The sequence below is a fragment of the Brachybacterium huguangmaarense genome (assembly GCF_025725725.1).
Lineage (GTDB): Bacteria > Actinomycetota > Actinomycetes > Actinomycetales > Dermabacteraceae > Brachybacterium > Brachybacterium huguangmaarense.
Map to the genome: position 1 here is coordinate 2,969,861 of NZ_CP107020.1, position 23,191 is coordinate 2,993,051.

At 72.7% G+C, this 23,191-nt stretch carries 24 protein-coding genes, 1 tRNA gene and 1 pseudogene; 12 read left to right on the top strand and 14 right to left on the bottom strand.

The features are described from left to right. Positions 1–93: 93 nt before the first annotated feature. From BRM3_RS13665 to BRM3_RS13675, 3 genes and pseudogenes are all read left to right on the top strand, one after another. Positions 94–693: pseudogene (locus BRM3_RS13665) on the top strand (alpha/beta fold hydrolase); the annotation flags it as partial. A 117-nt stretch (positions 694–810) separates the two neighbouring features. Continuing rightward, entirely contained in the window at positions 811–2,028 is a 1,218-nt protein-coding gene (locus tag BRM3_RS13670) for an NAD(P)-binding domain-containing protein (protein ID WP_263593842.1), read from the top strand. A 72-nt stretch (positions 2,029–2,100) separates the two neighbouring features. Continuing rightward, on the top strand, positions 2,101–2,883 hold the full coding sequence (locus BRM3_RS13675; protein ID WP_263593843.1) for an inositol monophosphatase family protein: 783 nt from the start codon (positions 2,101–2,103) through the stop codon (positions 2,881–2,883). Between the two features lie 107 nt (positions 2,884–2,990). On the opposite strand, the gene BRM3_RS13680 is transcribed toward BRM3_RS13675, so the two are convergent. From BRM3_RS13680 to BRM3_RS13710, 7 genes are all read right to left on the bottom strand, one after another. Then, positions 2,991–3,063, bottom strand: a tRNA-Ala gene (locus tag BRM3_RS13680). Positions 3,064–3,148: 85 nt separating this feature from the next. After that, complete coding sequence (locus BRM3_RS13685) at positions 3,149–4,030, bottom strand: inositol monophosphatase family protein (protein ID WP_263593844.1); 882 nt, start codon at positions 4,028–4,030, stop codon at positions 3,149–3,151. Beyond that, on the bottom strand, positions 4,005–5,072 hold the full coding sequence (locus BRM3_RS13690; protein WP_263593845.1) for an ABC transporter ATP-binding protein: 1,068 nt from the start codon (positions 5,070–5,072) through the stop codon (positions 4,005–4,007). Before BRM3_RS13690 ends, BRM3_RS13685 begins: the two co-directional genes overlap by 26 nt. Continuing rightward, positions 5,069–5,887, bottom strand: coding sequence for an ABC transporter permease (locus BRM3_RS13695; RefSeq protein WP_263593846.1), 819 nt, complete (start codon positions 5,885–5,887; stop codon positions 5,069–5,071). The genes BRM3_RS13690 and BRM3_RS13695 overlap by 4 nt, the downstream gene beginning before the upstream one ends. After that, positions 5,884–6,696 carry a molybdate ABC transporter substrate-binding protein gene (gene modA, locus BRM3_RS13700; RefSeq protein WP_263593847.1) on the bottom strand — a complete coding sequence of 271 codons (813 nt, stop codon included), beginning with the start codon at positions 6,694–6,696 and terminating at the stop codon, positions 5,884–5,886. Before modA ends, BRM3_RS13695 begins: the two co-directional genes overlap by 4 nt. Positions 6,697–6,728: 32 nt before the next feature. Further along, on the bottom strand, positions 6,729–7,583 hold the full coding sequence (locus BRM3_RS13705; protein WP_263593848.1) for a hypothetical protein: 855 nt from the start codon (positions 7,581–7,583) through the stop codon (positions 6,729–6,731). A 70-nt stretch (positions 7,584–7,653) separates the two neighbouring features. After that, positions 7,654–8,289: a GNAT family N-acetyltransferase gene (locus BRM3_RS13710; RefSeq protein ID WP_263593849.1), complete on the bottom strand. Its 636-nt coding sequence runs from the start codon at positions 8,287–8,289 to the stop codon at positions 7,654–7,656. Between the two features lie 91 nt (positions 8,290–8,380). On the opposite strand from BRM3_RS13710, the gene BRM3_RS13715 reads away from it, so the two are divergent. The 6 genes from BRM3_RS13715 (at position 8,381) to BRM3_RS13740 (ending at position 12,220) form a co-directional block, all read left to right on the top strand. Then, positions 8,381–8,845 (top strand): AAA family ATPase, encoded by a 465-nt coding sequence (locus BRM3_RS13715; RefSeq protein WP_263593850.1) that lies wholly within the window; start codon positions 8,381–8,383, stop codon positions 8,843–8,845. Between the two features lie 35 nt (positions 8,846–8,880). Beyond that, positions 8,881–9,588 (top strand): 5-formyltetrahydrofolate cyclo-ligase, encoded by a 708-nt coding sequence (locus BRM3_RS13720; protein ID WP_263593851.1) that lies wholly within the window; start codon positions 8,881–8,883, stop codon positions 9,586–9,588. Positions 9,589–9,636: 48 nt separating this feature from the next. Next, positions 9,637–9,969 carry an FmdB family zinc ribbon protein gene (locus tag BRM3_RS13725; RefSeq protein ID WP_263593852.1) on the top strand — a complete coding sequence of 111 codons (333 nt, stop codon included), beginning with the start codon at positions 9,637–9,639 and terminating at the stop codon, positions 9,967–9,969. 95 nt (positions 9,970–10,064) lie between these two features. Next, positions 10,065–10,697, top strand: coding sequence for an SAF domain-containing protein (locus tag BRM3_RS13730; RefSeq protein ID WP_263593853.1), 633 nt, complete (start codon positions 10,065–10,067; stop codon positions 10,695–10,697). A gap of 58 nt (positions 10,698–10,755) precedes the next feature. Beyond that, entirely contained in the window at positions 10,756–11,181 is a 426-nt protein-coding gene (gene mscL / locus BRM3_RS13735) for a large conductance mechanosensitive channel protein MscL (protein WP_263593854.1), read from the top strand. A 121-nt stretch (positions 11,182–11,302) separates the two neighbouring features. After that, positions 11,303–12,220: an A/G-specific adenine glycosylase gene (locus BRM3_RS13740; protein WP_396126967.1), complete on the top strand. Its 918-nt coding sequence runs from the start codon at positions 11,303–11,305 to the stop codon at positions 12,218–12,220. A gap of 31 nt (positions 12,221–12,251) precedes the next feature. Here BRM3_RS13740 and BRM3_RS13745 read toward each other — a convergent pair whose 3' ends face one another. From BRM3_RS13745 to BRM3_RS13755, 3 genes are read right to left on the bottom strand one after another with little or no spacing between them, the layout of a single operon-like run. Beyond that, positions 12,252–12,755: an amino-acid N-acetyltransferase gene (locus BRM3_RS13745; RefSeq protein WP_263593855.1), complete on the bottom strand. Its 504-nt coding sequence runs from the start codon at positions 12,753–12,755 to the stop codon at positions 12,252–12,254. Continuing rightward, entirely contained in the window at positions 12,752–13,471 is a 720-nt protein-coding gene (locus BRM3_RS13750) for a DedA family protein (RefSeq protein ID WP_263593856.1), read from the bottom strand. Before BRM3_RS13750 ends, BRM3_RS13745 begins: the two co-directional genes overlap by 4 nt. Before the next feature lie 26 nt (positions 13,472–13,497). Continuing rightward, positions 13,498–16,149, bottom strand: coding sequence for an ATP-dependent Clp protease ATP-binding subunit (locus tag BRM3_RS13755; RefSeq protein WP_263593857.1), 2,652 nt, complete (start codon positions 16,147–16,149; stop codon positions 13,498–13,500). 164 nt (positions 16,150–16,313) lie between these two features. Here BRM3_RS13755 and BRM3_RS13760 point away from each other — a divergent pair, with 164 nt between their 5' ends. From BRM3_RS13760 to BRM3_RS13770, 3 genes are all read left to right on the top strand, one after another. After that, on the top strand, positions 16,314–17,171 hold the full coding sequence (locus BRM3_RS13760) for a fumarylacetoacetate hydrolase family protein (RefSeq protein WP_263593858.1): 858 nt from the start codon (positions 16,314–16,316) through the stop codon (positions 17,169–17,171). Positions 17,172–17,248: 77 nt separating this feature from the next. Further along, positions 17,249–17,998, top strand: coding sequence for an SDR family NAD(P)-dependent oxidoreductase (locus tag BRM3_RS13765; RefSeq protein ID WP_263593859.1), 750 nt, complete (start codon positions 17,249–17,251; stop codon positions 17,996–17,998). A gap of 127 nt (positions 17,999–18,125) precedes the next feature. Further along, positions 18,126–18,836: a FadR/GntR family transcriptional regulator gene (locus BRM3_RS13770; protein WP_263593860.1), complete on the top strand. Its 711-nt coding sequence runs from the start codon at positions 18,126–18,128 to the stop codon at positions 18,834–18,836. Positions 18,837–19,001: 165 nt separating this feature from the next. Here the strand turns inward: BRM3_RS13770 and BRM3_RS13775 are convergent, their stop codons facing one another. The 4 genes from BRM3_RS13775 to BRM3_RS13790 all read right to left on the bottom strand — a co-directional run bounded on the left by BRM3_RS13775 (position 19,002) and on the right by BRM3_RS13790 (position 23,191). After that, on the bottom strand, positions 19,002–20,441 hold the full coding sequence (locus tag BRM3_RS13775; protein ID WP_263593861.1) for an HNH endonuclease signature motif containing protein: 1,440 nt from the start codon (positions 20,439–20,441) through the stop codon (positions 19,002–19,004). A 578-nt stretch (positions 20,442–21,019) separates the two neighbouring features. After that, a complete protein-coding gene (locus BRM3_RS13780) occupies positions 21,020–21,919 on the bottom strand; it encodes an amidohydrolase family protein (RefSeq protein ID WP_263593862.1) in 900 nt (299 codons plus the stop codon). Beyond that, positions 21,900–22,838, bottom strand: coding sequence for an aldo/keto reductase (locus BRM3_RS13785; RefSeq protein WP_263593863.1), 939 nt, complete (start codon positions 22,836–22,838; stop codon positions 21,900–21,902). Before BRM3_RS13785 ends, BRM3_RS13780 begins: the two co-directional genes overlap by 20 nt. Beyond that, positions 22,835–23,191 carry an L-rhamnose mutarotase gene (locus BRM3_RS13790; RefSeq protein WP_263593864.1) on the bottom strand — a complete coding sequence of 119 codons (357 nt, stop codon included), beginning with the start codon at positions 23,189–23,191 and terminating at the stop codon, positions 22,835–22,837. Before BRM3_RS13790 ends, BRM3_RS13785 begins: the two co-directional genes overlap by 4 nt.

Consider the following 23,191-nt stretch of genomic DNA (forward strand, 5'->3'; position numbering starts at 1 on the left):
CTTTCCTCTCGAGCGCTTGCGTGGAGAACGATCGTTCTCAAGTCTAGCCGCCATGCCGAGAACGATCGTTCTCGCACGACGAAGGAGAGCCTCATGGGATACGTCACCGTCGGCCGGGAGAACTCGGCGCCGATCGAGCTATACTACGAGGACCACGGCAGCGGCCAGCCCGTGGTGCTGATCCACGGCTACCCGCTCGACGGCAGCTCGCGGGAACGGCAGACGCGCGAGCTGCTCGACCTCGGGTACCGCGTCATCACGTACGACCGTCGCGGCTTCGGCCGGTCGAGCAAGGTCACGGAGGGGTACGACTACGACACCTTCGCCGCCGACCTCGAGGCCGTGCTCGACACGCTCGATCTGCAGGACGTCATCCTCGTCGGCTTCTCGATGGGGACGGGCGAGCTCGGCCGCTACACGACGGCGTACGGCGCCGACCGCGTCGCCAAGTACGCGTTCCTCGGCTCCGTCGAGCCGGGCATGCTCGGCCAGGGAGTCCCCCAGGAGCAGTTCGACGGCATCGCCGCCGCTGCCAAGGCCGACCGGTTCGCGTGGTTCACGCAGTTCTACCAGGACTTCTACAACCTCGACGAGAGCCTGGGCTGGCGCATCAGCCAGGAGGCGGTCACCGCGAACTGGAACACGGCGACGGGCAGCGCGCCGATCGCGGCGTACGCCGTGGTGCCCTCCTGGCGCCTGCCCCTCCCGGGGGGGACGGCGGCACCACCACGTCGCGCGACGCCCCCGACTGATTGATACTTCAACCATTCACGTCCTAGGGTGGACCTGTCAGTCGCAGGAGGTGTCGTCATGGTGCAGCAGCGTTCGTCCCCCGCCCACGAGCAGCCACGCGTGCGGCGCGACCGGAGCGCGACGGTGGTCGTGATCGGCTCCGGTCAGGCCGGGCTGTCGGCAGGGCACCATCTGGCGCGCCGCGGCTTCACGAGCGCGCTGGACGACCCCGCCGGCGCCCGCACCTTTGTCATGCTCGACGCGAACACCGCACCGGGCGGGGCATGGCAGCACCGCTGGGAGTCGCTGCACATGGCGACCGTGAACGGCATCTTCGACCTGCCGGGCTTCCCGAAGCCGCCGATCGACGACGACGAGCCCAGCCGCACGGCCGTCCCGCGGTACTTCGCCGCCTTCGAGCAGCGGAGGCAGCTGCCGATCCTCCGCCCGGTCACCGTCACCGCGGTGCGTCGCGCCGATGAGAGGCCCGAGGGCGAGCTGATCGTCGACACCGACGCGGGCACCTGGCGCACCCGCGCGATCGTCAACGCCACCGGCACCTGGACAAGTCCTCTCCTACCTCGCCATCCCGGCCAGGAGACGTTCGCCGGACGGCAGCTGCACACCCACGACTACGTCTCCCCCGACGAGTTCACCGGCATGCGGGTCGCGATCGTCGGCGGCGGGATCTCCGCGATCCAGCTCCTCGAGGAGATCTCCCGCACCGCGACGACGTTCTGGTACACCCGCCGCGAACCGGTCTTCCGCAAGGGCGGTTTCGATCCCGAGGTCGAGGGGCGCGAGATCATCGCCCAGGTCACCGCCGCCGCCGAGGCGGGCGAGCCGACCGGCAGCATCGTCTCCCACACGGGGCTGGCCTGGGCGCCCTACGCCGTGGCGGCGCGGGACCGCGGGGTCCTCGTGCGCCGCCCGATGTTCACCGGCATCGAACCATCAGGCGTCCGTGAGGCGGACGAGTCGTTCACACCGGTGGACGTCATCCTCTGGGCCACCGGTTTCCGGCCCGCGCTGGCGCATCTGGACCCGCTGAACCTGCGCAACGAGCGCGGCGGCATCGCCGTCCGCGGCACCCAGGTGGCAGCCGAGCCGCGTGTGCATCTGATCGGCTTCGGCCCCTCCCAGTCCACCGTCGGCGCGAATCGTGCCGGACGGGACGCGGCCCGCACCCTCGCCTCCTCTCTCGACGCCGCCGCTCGGGCGGGCGCTCCCGCTGCGGTCAGGGATCGTGTGCCCGCGGCGCCCGCCCCCGAGAAACCTCAGGAGATGCAGTTCTGATTGCATGACGGTAAATCTTCGGCTGACAAGGTTTCATTGGTGTGCCCGTCAGGCGCATGACACTCTTCGTGCATGACGTCCGACACCGATCTCCTGCGCATCCTCTCCGATTCTCTCCGTCGAGCAGCGCCTCGTGTCAGCCGCCCCGACCACCGTTTCACCACCGAGGACGAGCTCTTCGCCTCCCTCGCTGCGAACGACGGTGCGGTGACGGACAGCCTGCGCCCGGCGCTGCTCAAGGCCCTGCCGGGCTCGCAGTGGACGAGCGAGGAGCACGACGAGGGCCCCATGCCGGCAGGCGACTGGTGGGTCGTGGATCCCGTGGGTGGGAACCTCAATGCCCTGCAGGGCATGCCCGACTGGAACATCGGCGTCAGCCTCGTCCGCGACGGGCGGGCCGTGCTCGCCGCCCTGTTCGCGCCGGCCGTCGAGGAGATGTTCACCGCCATCGCCGGAGCAGGCGCGTGGCTGAACGGCACCGCGCTGGCCGTGTCCGCGAAGACCGACCTGCGGCTCGCTCTGACCGGCACCGGGCAGGCCCGGCCCCTCAGCGACCCCGCCGACCTCGACCTGCGCAGCCGTGCGATCGGCGCGATGATGACGCAGGCGCTCGCGGTACGGCAGTCCATTCCCGTCGGACAGCATCTGACCCACGTCGCCGCGGGCCGATCGGACGTGCACAGGCAGTTCGAGAACCTCCGCTCCCACATCGCGCCGGTCCTCATCGCGCGGGAAGCCGGCGCCACCGTCACCGACCTCGACGGCGCGGACTGGACCATCGAGAGCGAGGGCTACATCGCCGCCGCCCCGGGCGTCCACGCCGCAGCCCTCGACGTCCTGCGATCCGTGCGATAGGCGGCGCCCCGTCGACGCCGCCCCGTCCGGGCCGCCTCATGCAGAAGGACCCGCCGGGTACACCCGGCGGGTCCTTCTCACGAGTCACTGTCTCACGGTTTCTCGAGTGGAGCTTAGGGGAATCGAACCCCTGACCTTTTCATTGCGAACGAAACGCTCTACCAACTGAGCTAAAGCCCCGTGCCGCGCGCTCGTCGCGGCGACCCCGCCAAGATAGCACCTGATCAGGCCCCGGATCGAACCGGCGGCGTCGCCCTGACGAAGATCACACCGTGGGCGTCGCCCCCGCCTCGCGACGGGCCTGGAGGCGCTCCTCGATCTCGTCGAGCACCGCGAGGCGCTCGGGTCCGCGGCACGCGACGTAGGCGGGGTGCTCGTGCGGCGGCAGGTCCGTGCCCGTGGCCCCGGGCCAGGTGCGGATCGAGCCGCCGACGGCGCGCACGAGCACGAAACCGGCGGCGACGTCCCACGGATTGATGGTCGTGAGCATCGTGGCGTCGGCCCAGCCCGCGGCGACCCAGGCAAGCTCGAGCGCGGCGGTGCCGAGGTTGCGCACGGCGCCGATGCGTCCGAGCATCTCCTGCTCGGCCTCGACCGCGGAGGCGGCGTCCTCGGCGAGGTCGCGCGTGGTCGGGAAGCCGCTCAGCACGAGCGCGTCCCGCTCGGCGCGCGTCGCGTGCGGGTGCAGACGCTCGCCGTTGAGGAAGGCGCCGTCGGGCCCCGCGGTGAAGACCTGGCCGAGCACCGGGGCGTCGATCACGCCGGCCACGAGCTCGTCTCCGATCGCGGCGCCGATGGACACGCAGAACAGCGGCATGCCGGCGGCGAAGTTCGAGGTGCCGTCGATCGGGTCGACGAAGAAGGTCACGTCCGAGGCGCCGGCGCGCTCCCCGCCCTCCTCGCCGACGATCCGGGCCCCGGGCACGAGCCGCTCGAGGTTCTCGACGATGATCTCCTCGCAGCGCTTGTCGTGGATCGTCACGATGTCGTGCGCGGAGGTCTTGTCCTCACGGTCGATCGCGCTGCGGTCGAGGCTGCGGATGTGGTCGGCGGCGGCTCCGGCGGCGATGCGCGCGGCCTCGAGGAGGACGGCGGGGTCGGCGGCGTCGGAGGAGCGGGGGTCAGTGGTCGTGCTCGTCGTGGCCATGATCGCCAGCGTAGATCGGTGTGCGGGAGCCGTCGAGCAGCACCGCCATCTCCTCCCCCACCGCGGGCAGCGCCCGGACGGCCGCGCGCTCCGCCTCGATCTGCACGCCCAGGCCGCCGCCGCGCAGCACCACCATCGAGCCGAGCCGTCCGATGGTCTCGAGCCGCACCCGGGCGACCTCCCCTCCGCCGCGGCGCACGTCAGCCGGATCGTCGAGCAGCCGCACCGTCGCGGGGTCCACGAGGGCCATGGCCCGGGCTCCGTCGGCGACGCCGTCGTCGGGCCGCCCGGGGATGCGCAGACCCGTCTCGGTGACCACTGCGCCGCCCTCGAGGGTGCCCGTCAGCAGCTCCCGGCCCGTCAGGCGCGCCGCGAACCCGGTCGGCGGCCGCGCCAGGATCCGTTCCCGGGGACCGATCGCGGCGAGCCGTCCGGCCTCGAGCACGGCCACGTCGTCGGCGAGGGCGAGCACGTCCAGCAGATCGTGGGTGACCAGCAGCGCGGTGCGCCCGGCGAGGGTCTGGGCGAGCAGGGCGCGCAGATGCGCGGTCACCTCGGCGTCGAGCGCCGCGAAAGGCTCGTCGAGCAGGAGCAGGGCGGGGTCCGTCGCGAGGGCCCGCGCGATCGCGACCCGCTGCGCCTGGCCGCCGGACAGGCTGCGCGGGCGACGATCGGCGAGGGACGCGGCACCGACCCGGCCGAGGATCTGGTCGGCGAGACGGCGCGAGGCGCCCCGACCGGCACCCTGGGCACGCGGGCCGAACGCGACGTTCTCGCGCACGCTGAGGTGCTCGAAGAGCGCGGCGCGCTGCTGGAGATACCCGATGCGCCGTCGGTGCGGGGCGAGGCGACCGATCTCGCGCCCGTCGATGCGGACGCTGCCGACCGCCCCGAGGGTCCCTCCGATCGCCTCCATGAGGGTCGACTTGCCGGCGCCGTTGGGCCCGATGACCGCGGTGATGCGGCCCGGCGCGGGCGCGAGGGCGAGGTGCACGTCCCGGGCGGGCACGGCGATGTCGAGCTCGAGGGCGGCGGCGCTCATCGGGTTCCTGCCCGGGCCGGCGCGGCGCCCGCGCGCGGGCTGCGGCGCGCATAGGCCAGCAGCACAACGCCGAGGGCCACGATGATCAGCAGCAGGGAGAGCACGGCGGCGGAGCCGGTGTCGCTCTCGCGGGCGAGGTAGATCTGCAGCGGAAGGGTGCGGGTGGTGCCCTCGAGGGAGCCGGCGACCGTGAGGGTCGCGCCGAACTCCCCGAGGGAGCGGGCGAACGCGAGGATGGTGCCGGTGAGGATCGCGGGCGCCAGGCGCGGCAGCGTGATCCGGCGCAGCACCGTGAGGGGCCCGGCGCCCAGGGTCGCGGCGAGCCGCTCCGGCTCGCTCCCGGCGGTCACGAGTGCGCTCTCGAGCGTGAGCACCGTGAAGGGCAGCGACACGAAGACCTGGGCGAGCACGACCGCGGTGGTCGTGAAGACGATCCGCACGTCGACGGCCTCGAGGAGCGGACCGAACAGGCCGCGGCGCCCGACGGTCATGAGCAGGGCGAGCCCGCTCACGACGGGCGGGAGCACGAGCGGCACGAGCACGACGGCCCGCAGCAGGGAGCGGCCGGGCAGGCGCGTGCGGGTGAGCACGAGCGCGAGGGGCAGCGCGAGCAGCAGGCAGACGAGGGCCGAGATCGTCGAGGTGACGAGGGACAGGCGCAGCGCCGTGAGCGACGAGGTGGCCGTCAGCAACTCGACGGCCTGGCCCCACGGGACGTTGACGAGGATCGCCGCGAGCGGCAGCACCACCGCGCACGTGGCGATCGCCGCCATCAGCACGACGAGCGCGGGCAGCGCCGTGCCGTCGCGTCTCACGGGGCGCCGAAGCCGGCGTCCTTCAGGGCCGCCTGGCCGGTCGCGGAGAGCACGAAGTCGACGTACTCCTTCGCGAGGTCGGCGTTGTCGGAGTCCTTCGCCACGGCGATCGGGTACTCGGTGGCGTGCGCCGCGGCCTCGGGGATCGAGATCGCCTCGGCCTTGCCGTCGGAGCGCTTGACGTCGGTCGTGTAGACGAGACCGGCGTCGGCCTCGCCCGCCGTCACCTTGCCGAGCACGTCGGTGACCGAGTTCTCCTCGCTCGCGGGCGTGAGGGTGACGCCGGTGTCGGCGAGGATCTGGTCCGTCACGGAGCCGCACGGCACCTCGGCGGCGCAGCGCACGACCGTGAGGTCGGGCTTGGCGAGGTCCTGCAGCGTGGCGATGCCCTTGGGGTTGCCGGGCTGGACGGCGATCGTGAGCTCGTTGGTCGCGAACGTCGTCGGGTCGCCCGCGATGAGCCCCTGCTGCACGGCCGTGTCCATGGTCTTGGTGTCGGCGGTCGCGAGCACGTCGGCGGGGGCGCCCTGGCTGATCTGGGTCACGAGGTCGTTGGAGCCGCCGTTGGTCATCTGGATCGTGACCCCGGGATGCTCCTTGACGAACTCCGTGTTGATCTCGCCGTACACGTCGGTCAGCGAGGCCGCGGCGAAGACCGTGAGGGTCCGCTCGGTGGCGCCGCCGCCGTCGCTGCCACGGTCGGAGGCGGACGACGGATCGGAGCTCCCGCCGCCGCTGCACGCGGCGAGGGAGGCGATGAGGACGAGGGACCCGGAGGCCGCGGCGAGTCGACGCGTCAGTGAACTCATGCGCACAGGCTAATCGGTGTCTCCGAGGAGCGTCACGCCCCGCGGCGGCGCGCGAGGATCTCGTCGAGACCGAGGTCGACGGCGGGGGCCAGGCCCTCGACCTCCTCGCGGACGGCTTCCTGGTCCTCGAGGTCCTCGCGCTCGTAGCCCGTCGACGTGCCGAGCACGCTCGCGCGGTGCTCGAGGTGTCGGCTCTGCAGGTCGTCGACGTCGCCCCGCAGGGAGTAGGCGGGACGTGGGACCGGGCGCGGCGTCCACTCGTGAGGGTCGCGCAGGGTGGCGGGAGCGGGCGCCGTGCCGGCGGCCTCGGCAGCTGTCTCCTCTTCGCGGCAGGGAGCGGCGAGGCGTTCGGCGGCAGCCGTGCGCGCCGCGGCGAGAGCACGACGGCGAGCGGAGGTCTCGCCGCGCACCCGGTCACGGCGAGCGAGCTCGGCGCGACGGAGCAGGATCACGAAACCAGCCAGGACCACGAGCGGGATCACCGGCACGTACCAGGCCAGGACGCCAGCCAGAGCGAGCACGAGGGCGACGGCCGTGAGGGCGACGAGCGCCACGAGCGCCGTGCGGCGCCCGTGACGGGATCGCGCGGCCGGGTCCTCCTGCTCGATGACGACGCGGGCGGGCTCCTCGAAGCGCGGCCGGGCGGTCGGATCGGACGGACGCGAGAGCAGGCGATTGTCGGACATGTCGGCGTGCACCTCGGAGGATCGACGGCGGAGGTGGGCGGCCTCGGTGAGGTCACGGGCCGTCCCGGAGTTGCGGGAGAGGTCGATCGGACGGGTCTGGCCCATCACGTCGCGGCGCTCGGCGATGCGCGGCACCGCATACGCGAGCCACACGAGGAGCAGAAGCGCGAAGAGCACGGCGCCGAGGTTGATCGTTCCCACCCCGCAAGCCTAATGACACGGCTGTGATTTCCCTGGTCACGACGCGCCCGAGTTCGCCCGGCGTTCCGTGTCACAGCCCGCGGGCATCCCCGCCGGGCGCCTCGGCCTCCCGGATCAGGCGGGCCAGCACGCCGCGTCCGGTCGCGTCGGTCGCGACCTCGTCGGCCGTGAGCGCGAAGCCGCGATGGTCGCGCCACGCGCCGTCGACGTGGATGAGGGCACGCCGCAGCCCCTCGTCGCGCAGATGGAGCTTCTCGGCCACGCGCAGGCTCGCGGTGTTCTCGGGGCGGATGCCGACCTCGATGCGATGCAGCCCGAGGTCGGCGAAGCAGTGGTCGATCAGGAGGGCGACTGCACGCGGCACGATGCCCCGCCCGGCGAGACGACGGTCGATCCAGTAGCCGAGGGTCGCGCTCGACTGGGCGCCGTGGAGGATGGGGCCGGCGGTGACCTGGCCGGCGAGGCGACCGTCGACGACGATCACGAGCGACAGACCCGTGCCGCGCCGGCCGGCCTCGGCGGCCCAGCGCACCATCTGCGCGAACGGCGGGCGCCGTGCGTCCGGGTCCGGGTCCGTCGCATCCCACGGTGCGAGCCACGCGCGGTTGTCGGCGCGCAGGCGTTCGAAGGCCCGGCGGTCGGTGCGGCGCAGCGGGCGCAGCTCGATCTCCCGGTCCCGCAGCTCGATGGGCCAGGTGCTCGGCATGCGGTGCATCGTAGAGGAGGCGGGTGCGGGCCGGTGACGGTGGCCCTCCGCGGCATCGACACGGGCCGCCGGCGGCTCTAGTGTCGAGGAGGTGAGCAAGGTCGTCTTCATGTGCGGGCCGGCCGGCTCGGGCAAGTCCACGGTCGCTCGCCGCCTGGAGGACGAGGACGGGCTTGTTCGGCTGTCCTTCGACCAGGAGGCGTGGCGGCGCGGCATCCGCTCGATGCCGCTGCCTCCCGACGTCCACCGGGAGATCGAGTGCGAGCTCCGCAGCCGGCTCGTGGCCCTCGTCGCTGCGGGAGCCGATGTCGTGCTCGACTTCTCGTTCTGGTCGCGCGACGCCCGGGAGAGCTACCGCGACCTCCTGCGCCCACTCGGTGTGGAACCGGAGACGATCTTCCTCGCCACACCACGTCACGTGGTGCTCGAACGGATGCGGGCCCGCCGAGCTGCCCACCAGGACGACTATGCGCTCAGCGACGACCTCATCGCGTTGTACGTCGACCACTTCGAACCACCCACCGACGACGAGGGGCCGCTGACCGTCATCCGATGAGCCTCTCGTCCCCTCCGTCGTGCCAGCATGGCTCCATGAGCTCCCCGGGCACGCCGTCCTCACATCGCGACCCGGGGCGTTCCGGACACCCGGGCGCCTCGGAGGCCAAGGCCGAACGTCGCGCGGAGCTGCGCCGAGCGCGCCGGGCAGCCGTCGACTCCGGCGCGCTCGCGACGCCCGGCGCGCTCGCGGATCGCGCGGCCCCGCTCGCCCTGTACCTCGAGGGCGTCGCCCGCGAGCGCCCGACCGTCACGGTCGCGGCTTTCTGGCCCCTCCCCACGGAACCGCCCGTGCTCGAGGTGGTGGCGGTGCTGCGACGCGGCGTGGAGGACGCCGGGGCGAGGCTGCGCGTGCTGTTCCCGGCCGCGTCCGGCGGCGCGGAGCTCGACTGGGTCGAGGCCGACGAGTCGGCGGCGGCGCTCGCCTCGCCGGGGCGGGGCTTCGGCGACGAGCCGCCGGGGGTGCGGCACGGGCCGGGAGCCCTCGCGCAGGCGGATCTGATCCTCGCCCCCGCCCTCGCGGTCGACCGCTCGGGCACCCGGCTCGGCCACGGCGGCGGCTACTACGACCGCGCCCTGCTGTACCGCCGGCCGGATGTCCCGGTGATCGCGGTCGTCCACCCCTCCGAGCTGCTCGAGGCGGGAGCGCTCGATCGCGAGGAGCACGACGTGCCCGTCGAGGCGGTGCTCACCTCCGAGGGTCTGGTGGGCATGCCCGGTTGTATGCTCCCCCTCGGTGCGTGAGGCCCCAGCGGTCCGCGCCCGGTCCATCAGCGCTTCCGGAGGAACCCCGTGCCCACCTATGTCTACGCCTGCAAGAACTGCGGACATCGCTTCGAGCTGCGCCAGAGCTTCAGCGACGACGCGCTCGTGACCTGCCCGAGCTGCGGCCAGGACGCCCTGCACAAGGTGTACAACTCCGTCGGCATCGTCTTCAAGGGCTCGGGCTTCTACTCGACCGACTCGGGGTCCAAGGGCACGGGGTCCCAGGGCGCGGGTGCCGCGAAGGGCGCGGAGACCGCCGCGGCGACGTCGAGCTCGAGCGAGACCTCGTCGAGCACGACGAGCACGCCGACGGACTCGAGCCCCTCCTCGTCGGCGCCTGCGCCGACCCCCGCCGCCTGACGCACGGCACGGGGCCTTCCCTCCCCACATCGCGGGGATCCACAGCTCCCTGACCCTGGCGGCACGGCATGACCGCCGCGGCCTAGCGTCGCGCCATGCCCCGACTCCTCTCCCCCGACCGCCTGCGGGACCTGCGTCGCGCGCTCCGTCGCCGACGCCGGATGCTCACGCTCCTGCTGCTCCTGGCCGTCGCGGCCCTCGTGCTCCCGGCGTTCGCCCCGGCGTCCTCGCACACGGTCCCGGTCGTCACCGCCGCTCGCGATCTGCCGGCCGGGCACGTGCTGGGGCCGGGCGATCTCGAGGTCGCCGACGTGGCCGCGGAGCTCGCTCCCGACGCCGCGCTCGCCGAGCCCGCGAGCGCGCAGGGGCGACGCCTCACGACGGCGGTTCCCGCAGGCGCCGCGGTCGCCGCCTCGTCCCTGCGCGACGCGGACGACCCGGGCACCGCGGCGGGGCTCGACGTGATCGCCGTCCCGGTCGACACCTCGCTCGTGCCCTACCTCACGGCGGGCTCGCGGGTGCGCGTGCTCGCCTCGACGGCGGACCCGGGCGTGACCCGCAGCCTCCCGGCGACCGTGGTCGAGGACGCCGAGGCCGAGGGCTCGATCGCCCCGGGCGGCGACCCCGGAGCCACCACGACGGCGCTGCTGGCCGTCGAGCCGGCGGACAGCGCCGAGGTGGCCCAGGCGACACGCGAGGGGTGGGTGGTCGTGGCCGTGGTCCGGTAGGTTTCATCTCGCCTCCTCCGAGGCACCGGACACGCACCTTTCCCCCAGGAGGAAACCCATGAAGGGCTTCAAGGATTTCGTCATGAAGGGCAACGTCATCGACCTCGCGGTCGGCGTTGTCATCGGCGGCGCGTTCACCGCCCTCATCACCTCGATCGTCGACCACCTGATCCAGCCGGTCATCAACGTCTTCGGCGGTCAGAACGTCAACGGTCTGGCATTCCAGATCACCAATCCCAAGACCGTCGTCGACTTCGGCGCGATCCTCTCCGCCGTGATCTCCTTCCTCATCACCGCGGCCGTCGTCTACTTCGTCTTCGTGATGCCGATGGCCAAGGCGCGGCAGCTCGACCGCAAGCGCCGCGGCATTCCCGAGGAGGAGGAGTCGGCCGCTCCCGAGGACGTCATGCTGCTCACGGAGATCCGCGACCTGCTCCGGGCCCAGAGCGGTTCGGCGCCGACCGATCGCGGCACGGGCTACTGAGCACCGGGCTGCTGAGCCTCTGAGCGCTCCGGCACGTCGAGCGCACGCTCGCAGGGGCGGGACCGCACGGTCCCGCCCCTGCATCGTGTCCGCACCGTGCTGCGCGCTACCCTCGAACGCCGTGCCCCCTTCCGCCCCCGCCCCCTCGCCCGCCTCCGGCCGGACGCCGCTCGCCGACGAGGCGATCGACGCGGTGCTCGCCTGGTACCACGAGGCCGCGCGGAACCTGCCCTGGCGGCAGGCCGACCGGACGCCGTGGGGCGTGCTGGTCTCCGAGATCATGCTCCAGCAGACGCCCGTCGTGAGGGTCCTGCCCCGCTGGCAGGACTGGATGCGGCGATGGCCCGAGCCGGCCGACCTCGCCGCCGCACCCGTCGCCGAGGTGCTGCGGGCGTGGGACCGGCTCGGCTACCCGCGGCGCGCGCTGCGCCTGCACGCGTGCGCCCAGGCGATCGTCGAGCGCTTCGAGGGTCAGGTCCCCTCGGCCCCCGAGGAGCTGCGCTCCCTGCCGGGCATCGGCGAGTACACGGCCGCCGCGGTCGGTGCCTTCGCCTTCGGGGAGCGCACCGTCGTGGCCGACACCAACATCCGGCGCCTGCTCGCCCGCGCCGTGAGCGGGCGCCAGCAGCCGGCCCCGTCCTTCACCGCCGCCGAGCGCGCGCTCGTCGCCTCGTGCGTGCCGCACGACAGGGCCCGCAGCGTGCGCTGGAACCAGGCGACGATGGAGCTCGGGGCCCTCGTGTGCACCTCGCGCACACCGCACTGCGACGCGTGCCCGCTCGCGGCCCACGGCTGCGCCTATCTCGCGGCGGGCCTGCCCGACCAGCCGGAGGCGAAGCGCCGGGTCCAGCCCTTCGAGGGCACCGACCGTCAGATGCGGGGCATGATCATGGCGCGACTGCGCGCCGACGGCGCCGCCGACCGGGCGCTCCTCGACGCGCTCGACACCGCCGACCCCGCCCGGGTCGAGCGCTGCCTCACGACCCTCGTGGCCGACGGTCTCGCGGTCGAGCGCGACGGCTTGATCTCCCTGCCCTGAGACCGCCCGGGGCAGGGCGCGGGAGGCGCGCTCAGAGGTGGCGGATCATCCGGGTGTTGCCCAGGGTGTTGGGCTTGACCCGTGCCAGGTCGAGGAACTCGGCCACGCCGGCGTCGACCGAGCGCAGCAGCTCCATGTAGATGCTCGGGTCCACGCCGTCGTCGGCCATCACCTCGAAGCCGTGGCGCTCGAAGAACCCGACCTCGAAGGTCAGGCAGAACACACGGGACAGCCCGAGGGCGCGAGCCCGCTCGAGGAGAGCCTCGAGCAGGGCGTGCCCGACACCCCGGCCGCGCTGGTCCGCGCGGGCCGCGAGCGTGCGGACCTCCCCGAGGTCCTCCCACATGACGTGCAGGGCGCCGCAGCCGACCAGCTCGCCGGTCTCCTCGTCAACTGCGACCAGGAACTCCTGGACGGCCTCGTAGTAGGCCACCATGTCCTTGCCGAGCAGGATCTGCTCGGTCGCCAGGGGCTGGACGAGGGCGTCGATCCCCCGCACGTCGGCGGGCAGGGCGGGACGGATGCGGTGGGTCATGGTGCTCTCCTCGCGGCGATCTCGGGGCTGGACTCGTCGTCGGGGCCGTCGTCGGACGCCGCGCCGTCCGACGTCTCCTCGCCCTGGGCCTCGGCGGCCTCGCGGGCGTCGGCGCGGCGATCGAGCACGCGGTGCACGATGTTGACGACCCGGTCGGCGATCAGGGCGATGACCACGGCCGCCACGAGGGCCACGCCGATGCCGAGGGTCTTGTTGTGCTCGAACCACTGGCCGGCCACGGCGCCGATCGTCACCGAGTAGACCGCCCACGTGAACGTGGACAGCAGATCGCGGTGCAGGAACTGGCGGTGCGGGTAGCGCAGCGCCCCGGCCACGAGGTTCACGGCCGTGCGGCCGAAGGGGATGTAGCGCGCCGTCATGAGGAACAGCAGCGCGCGGCGCCGGAGCCCTCGGTGGGCGGCCTCGACGGCCCCGCGGCCGCGGCCCTCGCGGAAGAACCGGAAGCGGTCCCAGCCCACGAAGCGGCCGATCGCATAGGCGACGTTGTCGCCCAGGCAGGCGCCGGCCCACGCGGCCAGGCCCAGCAGGATGATCGACGGCTTGCCCGAGGACGCCCACAGGGAGCCGAGCGAGACGACGACGGACTCGCTCGGGACCGTCGGGAAGAAGCCGTCGAGGAAGGAGAGGCCGAGCACGACGAGGTGGACCCACCACGCATCCGCGATGGTGGTGATCCAGGCCTCGAACGCTCGCACCTCTCCTTCCTGTCAGACGGCGCGGATCAGGACAGGCTGGTCCGGGTCGCGGAGTCGGAGCCGTCCTCGCGGCGCGCCTCCGTGGCGTCGGCGGGCCCCGCCTCGGGCGTGATCCGGTCGCTCCCCGTGCCCTCGGCCTCGGCGTCCGGATGCGTGAGCTCCTCGGCCCGGGCCTGGGTGATCGACTCGACGTCGACCTCCTCGGAGATCGGGCTCAGCGTCCCGTCCTCGCCCCGGCGGCTGAAGACGAACTCGCCGAGGATCCCCTCGCCGCGTGCGTCGACGACGAGGCTGTCGCCGGAATGCACCTGGCCGAACAGGATCTTCTCGCTCAGGGCGTCCTCGATGTCGCGCTGGATGGTGCGACGCAGCGGCCGCGCGCCGAGCACCGGGTCGTAGCCCTTCTCGGCGAGCAGGGCCTTGGCCGAGGGGGTCAGCTCGAGGGTCATGCCCTGCTCGGCCAGACGGACGTCGAGCTTGCCGACCATGAGGTCGACGATCTCGACGATCTCCTCCTGCGACAGCTGCGGGAACACCACGACGTCGTCGACACGGTTGAGGAACTCGGGGCGGAAGTGCTGCTTGAGCTCCTCGTGCACCTTGTTCTTCATGCGCTCGTAGTCGGTCGAGAGGTCGCCGCCGGCCTGGAAGCCCACCTGCACGCCCTTGGCGATGTCGCGGGTGCCCAGGTTGGTGGTCATGATGATGACGGTGTTCTTGAAGTCGACGACGCGGCCCTGGGAGTCGGTCAGGCGACCGTCCTCGAGGATCTGCAGGAGCGAGTTGAAGATGTCCACGTGGGCCTTCTCCACCTCGTCGAACAGCACCACCGAGAACGGCTTGCGCCGCACCTTCTCCGTGAGCTGGCCGCCCTCGTCGTAGCCGACGTACCCGGGAGGCGAGCCGAACAGGCGCGAGGCCGTGTGCTTCTCGCCGAACTCGGACATGTCGAGCTGGATGAGGGCGTCCTCGTCGCCGAACAGGAACTCCGCGAGCGCCTTCGCGAGCTCGGTCTTGCCGACGCCCGTGGGGCCGGCGAAGATGAACGACCCGCCCGGACGCTTGGGGTCCTTGAGGCCGGCGCGGGTGCGGCGGATCGCCTGGGACAGGGCGTGGATCGCCTCGTCCTGGCCGATGACGCGCTTGTGCAGCTCGTCTTCCATGTGCAGCAGGCGCGAGGACTCCTCCTCGTTGAGCCGCACCACGGGGATCCCGGTCGAGGCCGCGAGCACCTCGGAGATGGTCTCCTCGGAGACGACCGTGACGGCGTCGGAGTCGCCCTCGCGCCACGCCTTCTCCTTGGCGTCGCGCTCGGTGCGCAGCGACTGCTCCTGGTCGCGCAGGGACGCGGCCTTCTCGAAGTCCTGGCCGTCGATCGCGAACTCCTTGTCCTTGCGGACGGCCTCGATGCGGGCGTCGAACTCCTTGAGCTCGGGCGGCGCGGTCAGACGACGGATGCGCAGGCGCGCGCCCGCCTCGTCGATCAGGTCGATCGCCTTGTCGGGCAGGAAGCGGTCGTTGACGTAGCGGTCGGCGAGGTTCGCGGCGGCCACGAGCGCCCCGTCGGTGATGGTCACCTTGTGGTGCGCCTCGTAGCTGTCGCGCAGGCCCTTGAGGATCTCCACGGTCAGCGCGATCGACGGCTCGTCGACCTGGATCGGCTGGAAGCGGCGCTCGAGGGCCGCGTCCTTCTCGATGTGCTTGCGGTACTCCTCGAGCGTGGTCGCGCCGATCGTCTGCAGCTCGCCGCGCGCGAGCATCGGCTTGAGGATGCTCGCCGCGTCGATCGCGCCCTCGGCCGCGCCGGCGCCGACGAGGGTGTGGATCTCGTCGATGAACAGGATGATGTCGCCGCGCGTGCGGATCTCCTTGAGGACCTTCTTGAGGCGCTCCTCGAAGTCGCCGCGGTAGCGCGAGCCGGCCACGAGCGACCCCAGGTCGAGCGTGTACAGCTGCTTGTCCTTGAGGGTCTCGGGCACGTCGCCCGCGACGATGGACTGGGCGAGGCCCTCGACGACGGCGCTCTTGCCGACGCCGGGCTCGCCGATCAGGACCGGGTTGTTCTTGGTGCGGCGCGAGAGCACCTGCATGACCCGCTCGGCCTCCTTCTCGCGCCCGATGACCGGGTCGAGCTTGCCCTCGCGGGCGGCCTGGGTCAGGTTGCGGCCGAACTGGTCGAGCACGAGCGAGCCCGCGGGCTGCCCCTCGGCGGGGCCGCCGGCGGTCGCCGGCTCCTTGCCCTGGTAGCCCGAGAGACGCTCGATGACCTCCTGGCGCACGGCCGACGGCTCGGCCTTCAGGCGGGTCAGGACCTTGACGGCCGTGCCCTCGCCCTCGCGCAGCAGGCCGAGCAGGATGTGCTCGGTGCCGATGTAGTTGTGGCCGAGCTGGAGCGCCTCGCGCAGGGACAGCTCGAGCACCTTCTTGGCGCGCGGCGTGAAGGGGATGTGCCCCGTCGGGGCCTGGTTGCCCTCGCCGATGATGTCGCGGACCTGCTCGCGAGCCGCCTCCAGCGTCACGCCCAGGGCCTCGAGGGCCTTGGCGCCGACGCCCTCGGCCTCGTGGATCAGTCCGAGCAGGATGTGCTCGGTGCCGATGTAGTTGTGGTTCAGCAGTCGCGCTTCGTCCTGGGCGAGGACGACGACGCGCCGGGCGCGATCGGTGAAGCGTTCGAACATGTCACTCCCATGCTGGTGGTGGTGGTTGCACCGAGACTACGCGGACGGGCCGCGTTTCCTTCCCGGTGTTCGCCGCAGGCGTGACCACGGTCCGACGGCGATTCCGCCACAGACATCGGATGTATGTTTAGGATGGGACGATCACTCACGTCGGGAGGCAGTCCATGAGGTTCTTCGCACACGGGCCGCGCGGTCACGAGCGCGTGGCGGTGCAGCACGAGGGCACGGCGTACGACATCACGTCGCTGACCGGGGAGCGCACCGCGATCGACCGCTCCTTCCTCGAGCAGGACGGCCTGGCGCGCACGCGCGAGGCGATCGAGGCCGGCACGCTGCCGCAGATCGACGAGACCTCCGATGAGCGGGTGGGCACGCCGCTGACTCCCGGCAAGATCCTGTGCATCGGCCTGAACTATCTGGATCACGCGCGGGAGACGCACGCGGAGATCCCCGCCGAGCCGATCGTCTTCATGAAGGCCCCGGACACCGTCGTCGGTCCGGACGACGACGTGCTGATCCCCCGCGGATCGGTCAAGACGGACTGGGAGGTCGAGCTCGGCGTCGTGATCGGCCGCACCGTGCGCTGGACCGAGGATCCCCGCGAGGCCCTCGACGCCGTCGCCGGCTTCGTGGTCGCGCATGACGTGTCCGAGCGCGAGTTCCAGATCGAGCGCGGCGGCACGTGGGACAAGGGCAAGAACTGCGAGACCTTCAACCCCCTCGGGCCCTACCTCGTCACCGCCGACGAGATCGCGGATCCGCAGGACCTGCGTCTGCGCCTGAGCGTGAACGGCACGGTGCGCCAGGACGGCACCACGGCCGACCAGATCTTCGGCGTCGGCGAGGTGATCGCCTACCTCAGCCGCTTCATGACGCTCTACCCCGGGGACCTCATCAACACGGGCACCCCCGCCGGGGTCGCCATGGGCATGCCCGACCAGCCCTATCTGCGGGCCGGCGACGTGGTCGAGCTCGAGATCGAGGGCCTGGGCCGCCAGCGCCAGACCTTCCGCTCCGCCTGACCGCCTCGCCAGACCGCCTCGCCCGCGCGTGCCGTCCCCGCCCCTGCTGACCCGTCCGCTGTGAAAGGACCCCCACCATGCCTCTCGACGACTATCAGGGCCTGCGCGTGATCGTGACCGGCGGTGCCTCCGGCATCGGGCGCGCCACCGCACGCCGCTTCCTCGAGCTCGGCGCCCGGGTGTGCGTGCTCGACCTACGGCCCGAGGGCGCACCCGCGGGCGCCGAGCAGGTCGAGGTCGACCTCGGCGACCGCCCCGCGACCACCGCCGCGGTCGAACGGGCCGCCGAGCTGCTGGGCGGCATCGACGTCGTCGTCAACAACGCGGGGATCAGCGCGGTCGGCGACGTCACCGCCAACGACGACGAGGAGTGGGCGCGCGTGCTCTCCGTCAACGTCACCTCGATGGCGCGCGTGACGTCGGCGGCGCTCCCCCATCTCCGCCGGTCCACGGCGGCCGCCGTGGTCAACATGGCCTCGATCGCCTCCTACGCCGGCCTGCAGGAACGCGTGCTGTACTCCGCGACCAAGGGTGCCGTGCACGCCATGACCCTTGCGATGGCCACGGATCATCTTCCCGACCGGATCCGGGTCAACTGCGTCAATCCGGGCACGGTCGCCACCGAGTTCGTCGACCGCATGCTGCAGGGGTTCCCGGACCCCGTCGCGGAGCGCGCGGCGCTCGACGCCCGCCAGCCGACCGGCCGCATGGTCACGCCCGAGGAGGTCGCCGAGACGGTGGTCTTCCTCGCCTCTCCGCGCAACGCCTCGACCACGGGCACCTCGGTGGCGGTCGACGGCGGCATGTACGGCCTGCGGGCCCGCTGAGCCCAGGCGTCCATCGGCCACGTCGTGCCGCGGACCGCGCGCGTCGCGCGGCGGGGTCCACGTACAGTCATCAGAAGGCATCGTCGCCCCGCGGCGGGTCTCCCATCACGTCGAGGAGGAACTGCTCATGGCCGATGTCACCGTGACGGACCGGACGATCAACGCCATCAAGTCCATGATCGTCGAGGGCGAGCTGCGGCCGGGTGATCGCCTGCCCCCGGAGAAGGAGCTCTCGGAGCGGCTCGACGTGAGCCGCAACTCGCTGCGCGAGGCCGTCAAGGCGCTCTCGGTGATCCGGGTGCTCGCCGTGCGGCAGGGCGACGGCACGTACGTCACGAGCCTCGCCCCTGATCTGCTCATCGAGGCCGTGGGCTTCGTGCTCGAGCTGCATCAGGACTCCGAGATGGTGCACATGCTCGAGGTGCGGCGGCTGCTCGAGCCCTCGGCCGTCGAGAGCGCCTGCGCGCACCTCACGGCGGAGGACCTGCAGGCGCTCGAGGACCTGATGGCGCCGCTCGGCGCGGACTCCGACATCTCGACGCTGGTCGAGGCGGACATGAAGTTCCATCACCTCATCAACTCGCGCTGCGGGAACCCGTACCTCTCCTCGCTCCTGGACGGGCTCGCGAGTTCGACCGCGCGGGCGCGGCTGTGGCGCGGGCTCACGGAGGACTTCGCGGTCGAGCGCACTCTCAACGAGCACCGGCGCATCCTCGAGGCGCTCCGCCAGGGACGGGGCGATCTCGCGCGCATCCACGCCGCCGCGCACGTGGCGGGCGTGGAGGGATGGGTCGCGCAGGGCACGGCCACCGACGCCGCCGCCTCCGATCCCGCCTAGGGCCCGCGCCCCAACCCGCCCGCTGAGCGCCGGCGGCAGCGCAGCCAGTTTCGGCGGTGCCGAACGCCGGCGGCACCGAGCCGTGACAGGACCGGAGCCTGGTGCCGACCGCGTCGTCGTCTGGAGCCGACCGGGTCGGCGGCGGGATCCTTGACGGGCCCCGGGTCAGCAGGGTGGTGGTCCGGGGTCGTCGGGCAGGTCCCGTTGGCGTTCTCGGTCCAGGCCCCGTCGGCGTTGGCGCTGGAGTCGTTGATGCGCTGCCCAGTGGTCGGCGAGGTCGGTGGCGATGCGTGGGGTGAACAGGTCGGTGTCGTCGGGTACGTCGACGCTGGTGGTATCGGTGAACACCCACCGCGTTGACCCGGGTCCGTGCCCCCGTCCCTGGTCTGGGACCGGGAGGCGGGTGGGGTCGAGGCGACCGAGGGTCTTGGCGAGGTGGTGCTGCCAGCACAGCAGGTGGAGGTTCTCGATCGCGGTGAGGCCGCCCCGCCCGGGATCGGTGTGGTCGTACTCGATGATGTGGTCGCACTCCGCGGCCTGCGAGGTCGGCCGGGCACACCCCGGGACCGCGCACGTGCCATGACGGTGGCGGAGGTGTTCGAGCATCCCCCGGGTGGGCTGGTACCTCTCCTGACGGGCGGGCAGGAACGCCCCGGTGATGGGGTCGGTCAGGACCCGGTACCAGGTGTCCTCACCCCCGGCCAGGGACCGTGCCATGTCCGCGGGGATCGGGATCGTGCCGTCGAGCAGACCGGGCTCGTCTCCCGCACCCAGCAGGGTCGTGGCCGGGACCGTCACGCCGACCCGGAACCGGGGCGCGGGGACCTCGACCGAGCCGGTGTCCAGGATCGAGCGGGTCAGGATCGCGTACCGCAACGCCGCCAACGACATCGCCCTGCCCGCCCGGCCCACGGTCCCATCGTCGAACGGCACCACGCCGTCCCCGGCCCCGGCGGAGACGCCTGTCCCCGCATCTCCACCGTCCCCGGGCCTCGTGGCGATGGCGGTGAGGGTGCGGCGTTGGGCGGCCTGGACGGCTCGCGCGGCGGCGTCCAGGCGGGTGGCCAGGGCGTGGATCTCCGGGACCGGGCCCAGCACCGACAGGCACGCCACGCCCTCCTCCTCGATGCGACGGACCTCGACACACCGCCGAGCGGCGGGCTGCTGGTCCTCGGCGAGCAGCTGCCGGCTGTGGATCCGGGTGATCACCAGACCCAGCTGCCGGGCGAACTGCTCGGCGGTGACCGCGAGGTCCCACGAGGCGATCTCGGCGTCCACGAGCGCCCGCTGAACGGGGGTCAGGTCGGTGGTCTTGGCCAGGATCCTCGTCATCCACGGGGCGGGCAGCTCCCCGGCCGCGAGACGCCGCCACACCCCCGGCAGGTCGACCACGGCGATGTGGGCCTGACGGATCCTGCGGTGAGCGACATGCTCGGTGACCCGCAAGGCGAGGGCGACCCGCAGGTCCATCTCGTCGACCTCACACGGATCGGTGTCCGGGGAGGCGGGGTCGATCCAGAACGCGGCCAGGGCCCGCATCTGGACCGCCAGACGCCGTGACTCCGCGACCGCGTCATCCCACAGGCCCTGCAGACCCGCCGACAAGGCCGGCGCGTCCAGGGACCCCGCCCGCAGGGCGAGAGTGTCGCGCGTGAGCCCGGGAAGGCGTCGCCGGCGACCTCTCACCCAGTCCCGCCCCATGACCACCATCCCCTGACACTCCGGTTCCGAACACCTGTTCGAATCAGGATAGGGTGCGGCCCCGACATTCGGGATCCAGCATCGAGGGCGGTGGATAACCCTGACACGGAGGCACGCCGCGCCCGGCCCGCAGTCGACAGCTTGCCCCGGGGAGGGCCGTGAACTGCACATGCCCCGGCACCCGGGCCTGGTGCTGCGACGCCGTACCGGCACTGGACCGCTGGCCCGTGGAGAAAGGCCGACACCCCCCGAAGATCCCGCTCACGGACCGTGCCCGCGACCCCACGGTCCGCGACCGGACTCATCCAGCACGATCCGCATTGCCCTCCGCATCACCCAGCCCCATCAACGCCACGCCGCCACCGGCGCGGGCGCCCACCGCCCCCGATGCCGGACGCACGACCTCGCAGCGGGGCCTATCCGCCCCGACAGCACCTCGCCGCCGCGCCCGCCGCTCCCCCGTCGCGGCGGTCATCGCCCGGCTACCGGACAGGAAGGCGCCGGTCGACGCGGTCGGCGGTGCCGTTCAGGACCATCTCCCGCGCGGCGGGCTCCCAGCCTCGCAGCACCCCGAGCAGCCGCCCGGCACCGCAGGCGTGGTCGGCGGGAGCGGGTGCGATCGGCCAGTCGCTGCCGAACATGAGCCGTTCGGGGCCGAAGACCTCGAGGGCGATCGCGACCGCCTCCTCGAACCGGCCGTCCCCGCTCGTCGCGAGGCCCGAGACCTTGGCGACGGTCGAGGGCTGTGCGGCGATCCGGCGCAGCTGCTCCTCCCAGCGGGCCATGCCGGGGGCGTCCCCGAGCGGGGGCTTGCCGAGGTGGTCGAGCACGAGGGTCAGGTCGGGGTGGGCCTGCGCCACGCGCACCACCTGCTCCAGGTGGCGCGGATACGCGTCCGGCACGTCGAGCGGCAGCGCGACCCCGGCGAGGAGGTCGAGGGAGCGGGCGACGTCGGGGCGTTCGAGGAAGCCCGGGTCCGGGTCGTCGTGCACGAGGTGGCGGACCCCGACCACGTGCACCATGGCCGCGGGATCGGCGAGCAGGGCGCCGACCCGCTCGGGATCGGCGAGCGAGAGCCAGGCGACCACGTCGGCGCGGGACACCTGGCCGCCGGCCGCCTCGATGCGCGTCGCCGTCCGCTGCAGGTGCTGCGTGTCCGCGAGGGTGTCGTCGGCCTGGACCAGCACCACCCGGCGCACGCCGAGCGCCTCGTGTCCGCGGCGGGCGTCCTCCCAGCCGAAGCTGCGGTGCAGGGCCGGGTGCGCATCGAGCCAGGCGTACGGGCTGGCCCCGAGGTCCCACAGGTGCAGGTGCGCATCGGTCACGCCCTGCCCGGCCGGCTCGGGGGCGCCCTCGCGCGGCTCAGATGGCCGCGGCGGCATCCCAGGCCTCCTCGGGGATCGGCACCCGCATGCGTCCGGCGTTCTGGTGGACCTGAGCCGCGGTGCGCATGCCGAGCACGACCGTGTCGATGGCCGGGTGGCGCAGGGGGAACTGCATCGCGAGATCGGGCAGCTCGGCGCCGTGCTCACGCGCCACACGGGCCAGGGCCCGTGCGCGCTCGAGCATCTCGGCGGGCGCGGCCCCGTACTCGTAGGCGGCGTCCGCGGCCGGCTCCGGGCGCGCGAGGATGCCGGAGTTGAACACGCTGACCGCGACCACGCCCACCCCGTGCTCCTCGCACGCGGGCAGGAGCTCGGCGGCGGCCGGCTGCTCGAGCAGCGTGTACCGGCCCGAGACCATCACGAGGTCCACGAGTCCCGTGCGCACCGCTCGGGCGAGCACCTCGGTGTCCTTGGAGCCGACGCCGACGGCGCGCACGAGGCCCTCCTCGCGCATCGCGGCGAGCGCGGGCAACGCCTCGGCGAAGGCCTGCTCGGTGGGACCCTCCTCGGGATCGTGCAGGTAGAGGATGTCGACCCGGTCCAGCCCGAGCCGTTCGAGGGACTCCGCGTGCGAGGCGCGCACCCCGGCCTCGCTCATGTCCCACACCCGGACGCGGTCGTCAGGGACCGCGAAGGCGTTGTCCATGTCGTCGCCCCCGCCGGGCCCGGGCCGCAGCAGCCGCCCCACCTTGGTGGAGATCAGGTACTGCTCGCGGGGGCGGCCGCGGAGCTGGGCGCCCAGGCGCTCCTCGCTGAGGCCGATCCCGTAGTGCGGGGCCGTGTCGAAGTAGCGGATGCCCTCGTCCCACGCGGCCGCGACCGCGCCCGCCGCCTCCTCGTCGGAGGTCTCCCGGTAGAGATTGCCGAGCTGGGCGGCGCCGAACCCGAGGGCGGGCAGCGTGAGCGCGCCGGTCATGCCCGCTCCTCCGCGTCGGCCCCGGGCGTTGCAGGAGGCTCGGCGGGCAGCTCCCAGACCAGGGCGATGCCCTCGTCGCCGCCCTCGTAGCTGTCGGGGGCGGCGAGGTGACGGTTGATGTGCTCCTGCCAGCGGACGTTCGCGGGATGGTCCCGCAGGTAGGCGCGCATGGCCTCGTAGTCCTCGACCTCGACGACGTGGAAGAGGTCCGTGCCGTCGCGCCAGATCCGCCACGTGAGCACGCCGGCCTCGCGCAGCGCCGGGTCCAGCTCGTCGGGGATGCGCGCGTGGTCGCGCTCGTAGCCGGCCTCGTGGCCGGGGATCAGACGGGTGTGCAGGGCGATCCTCTGCAT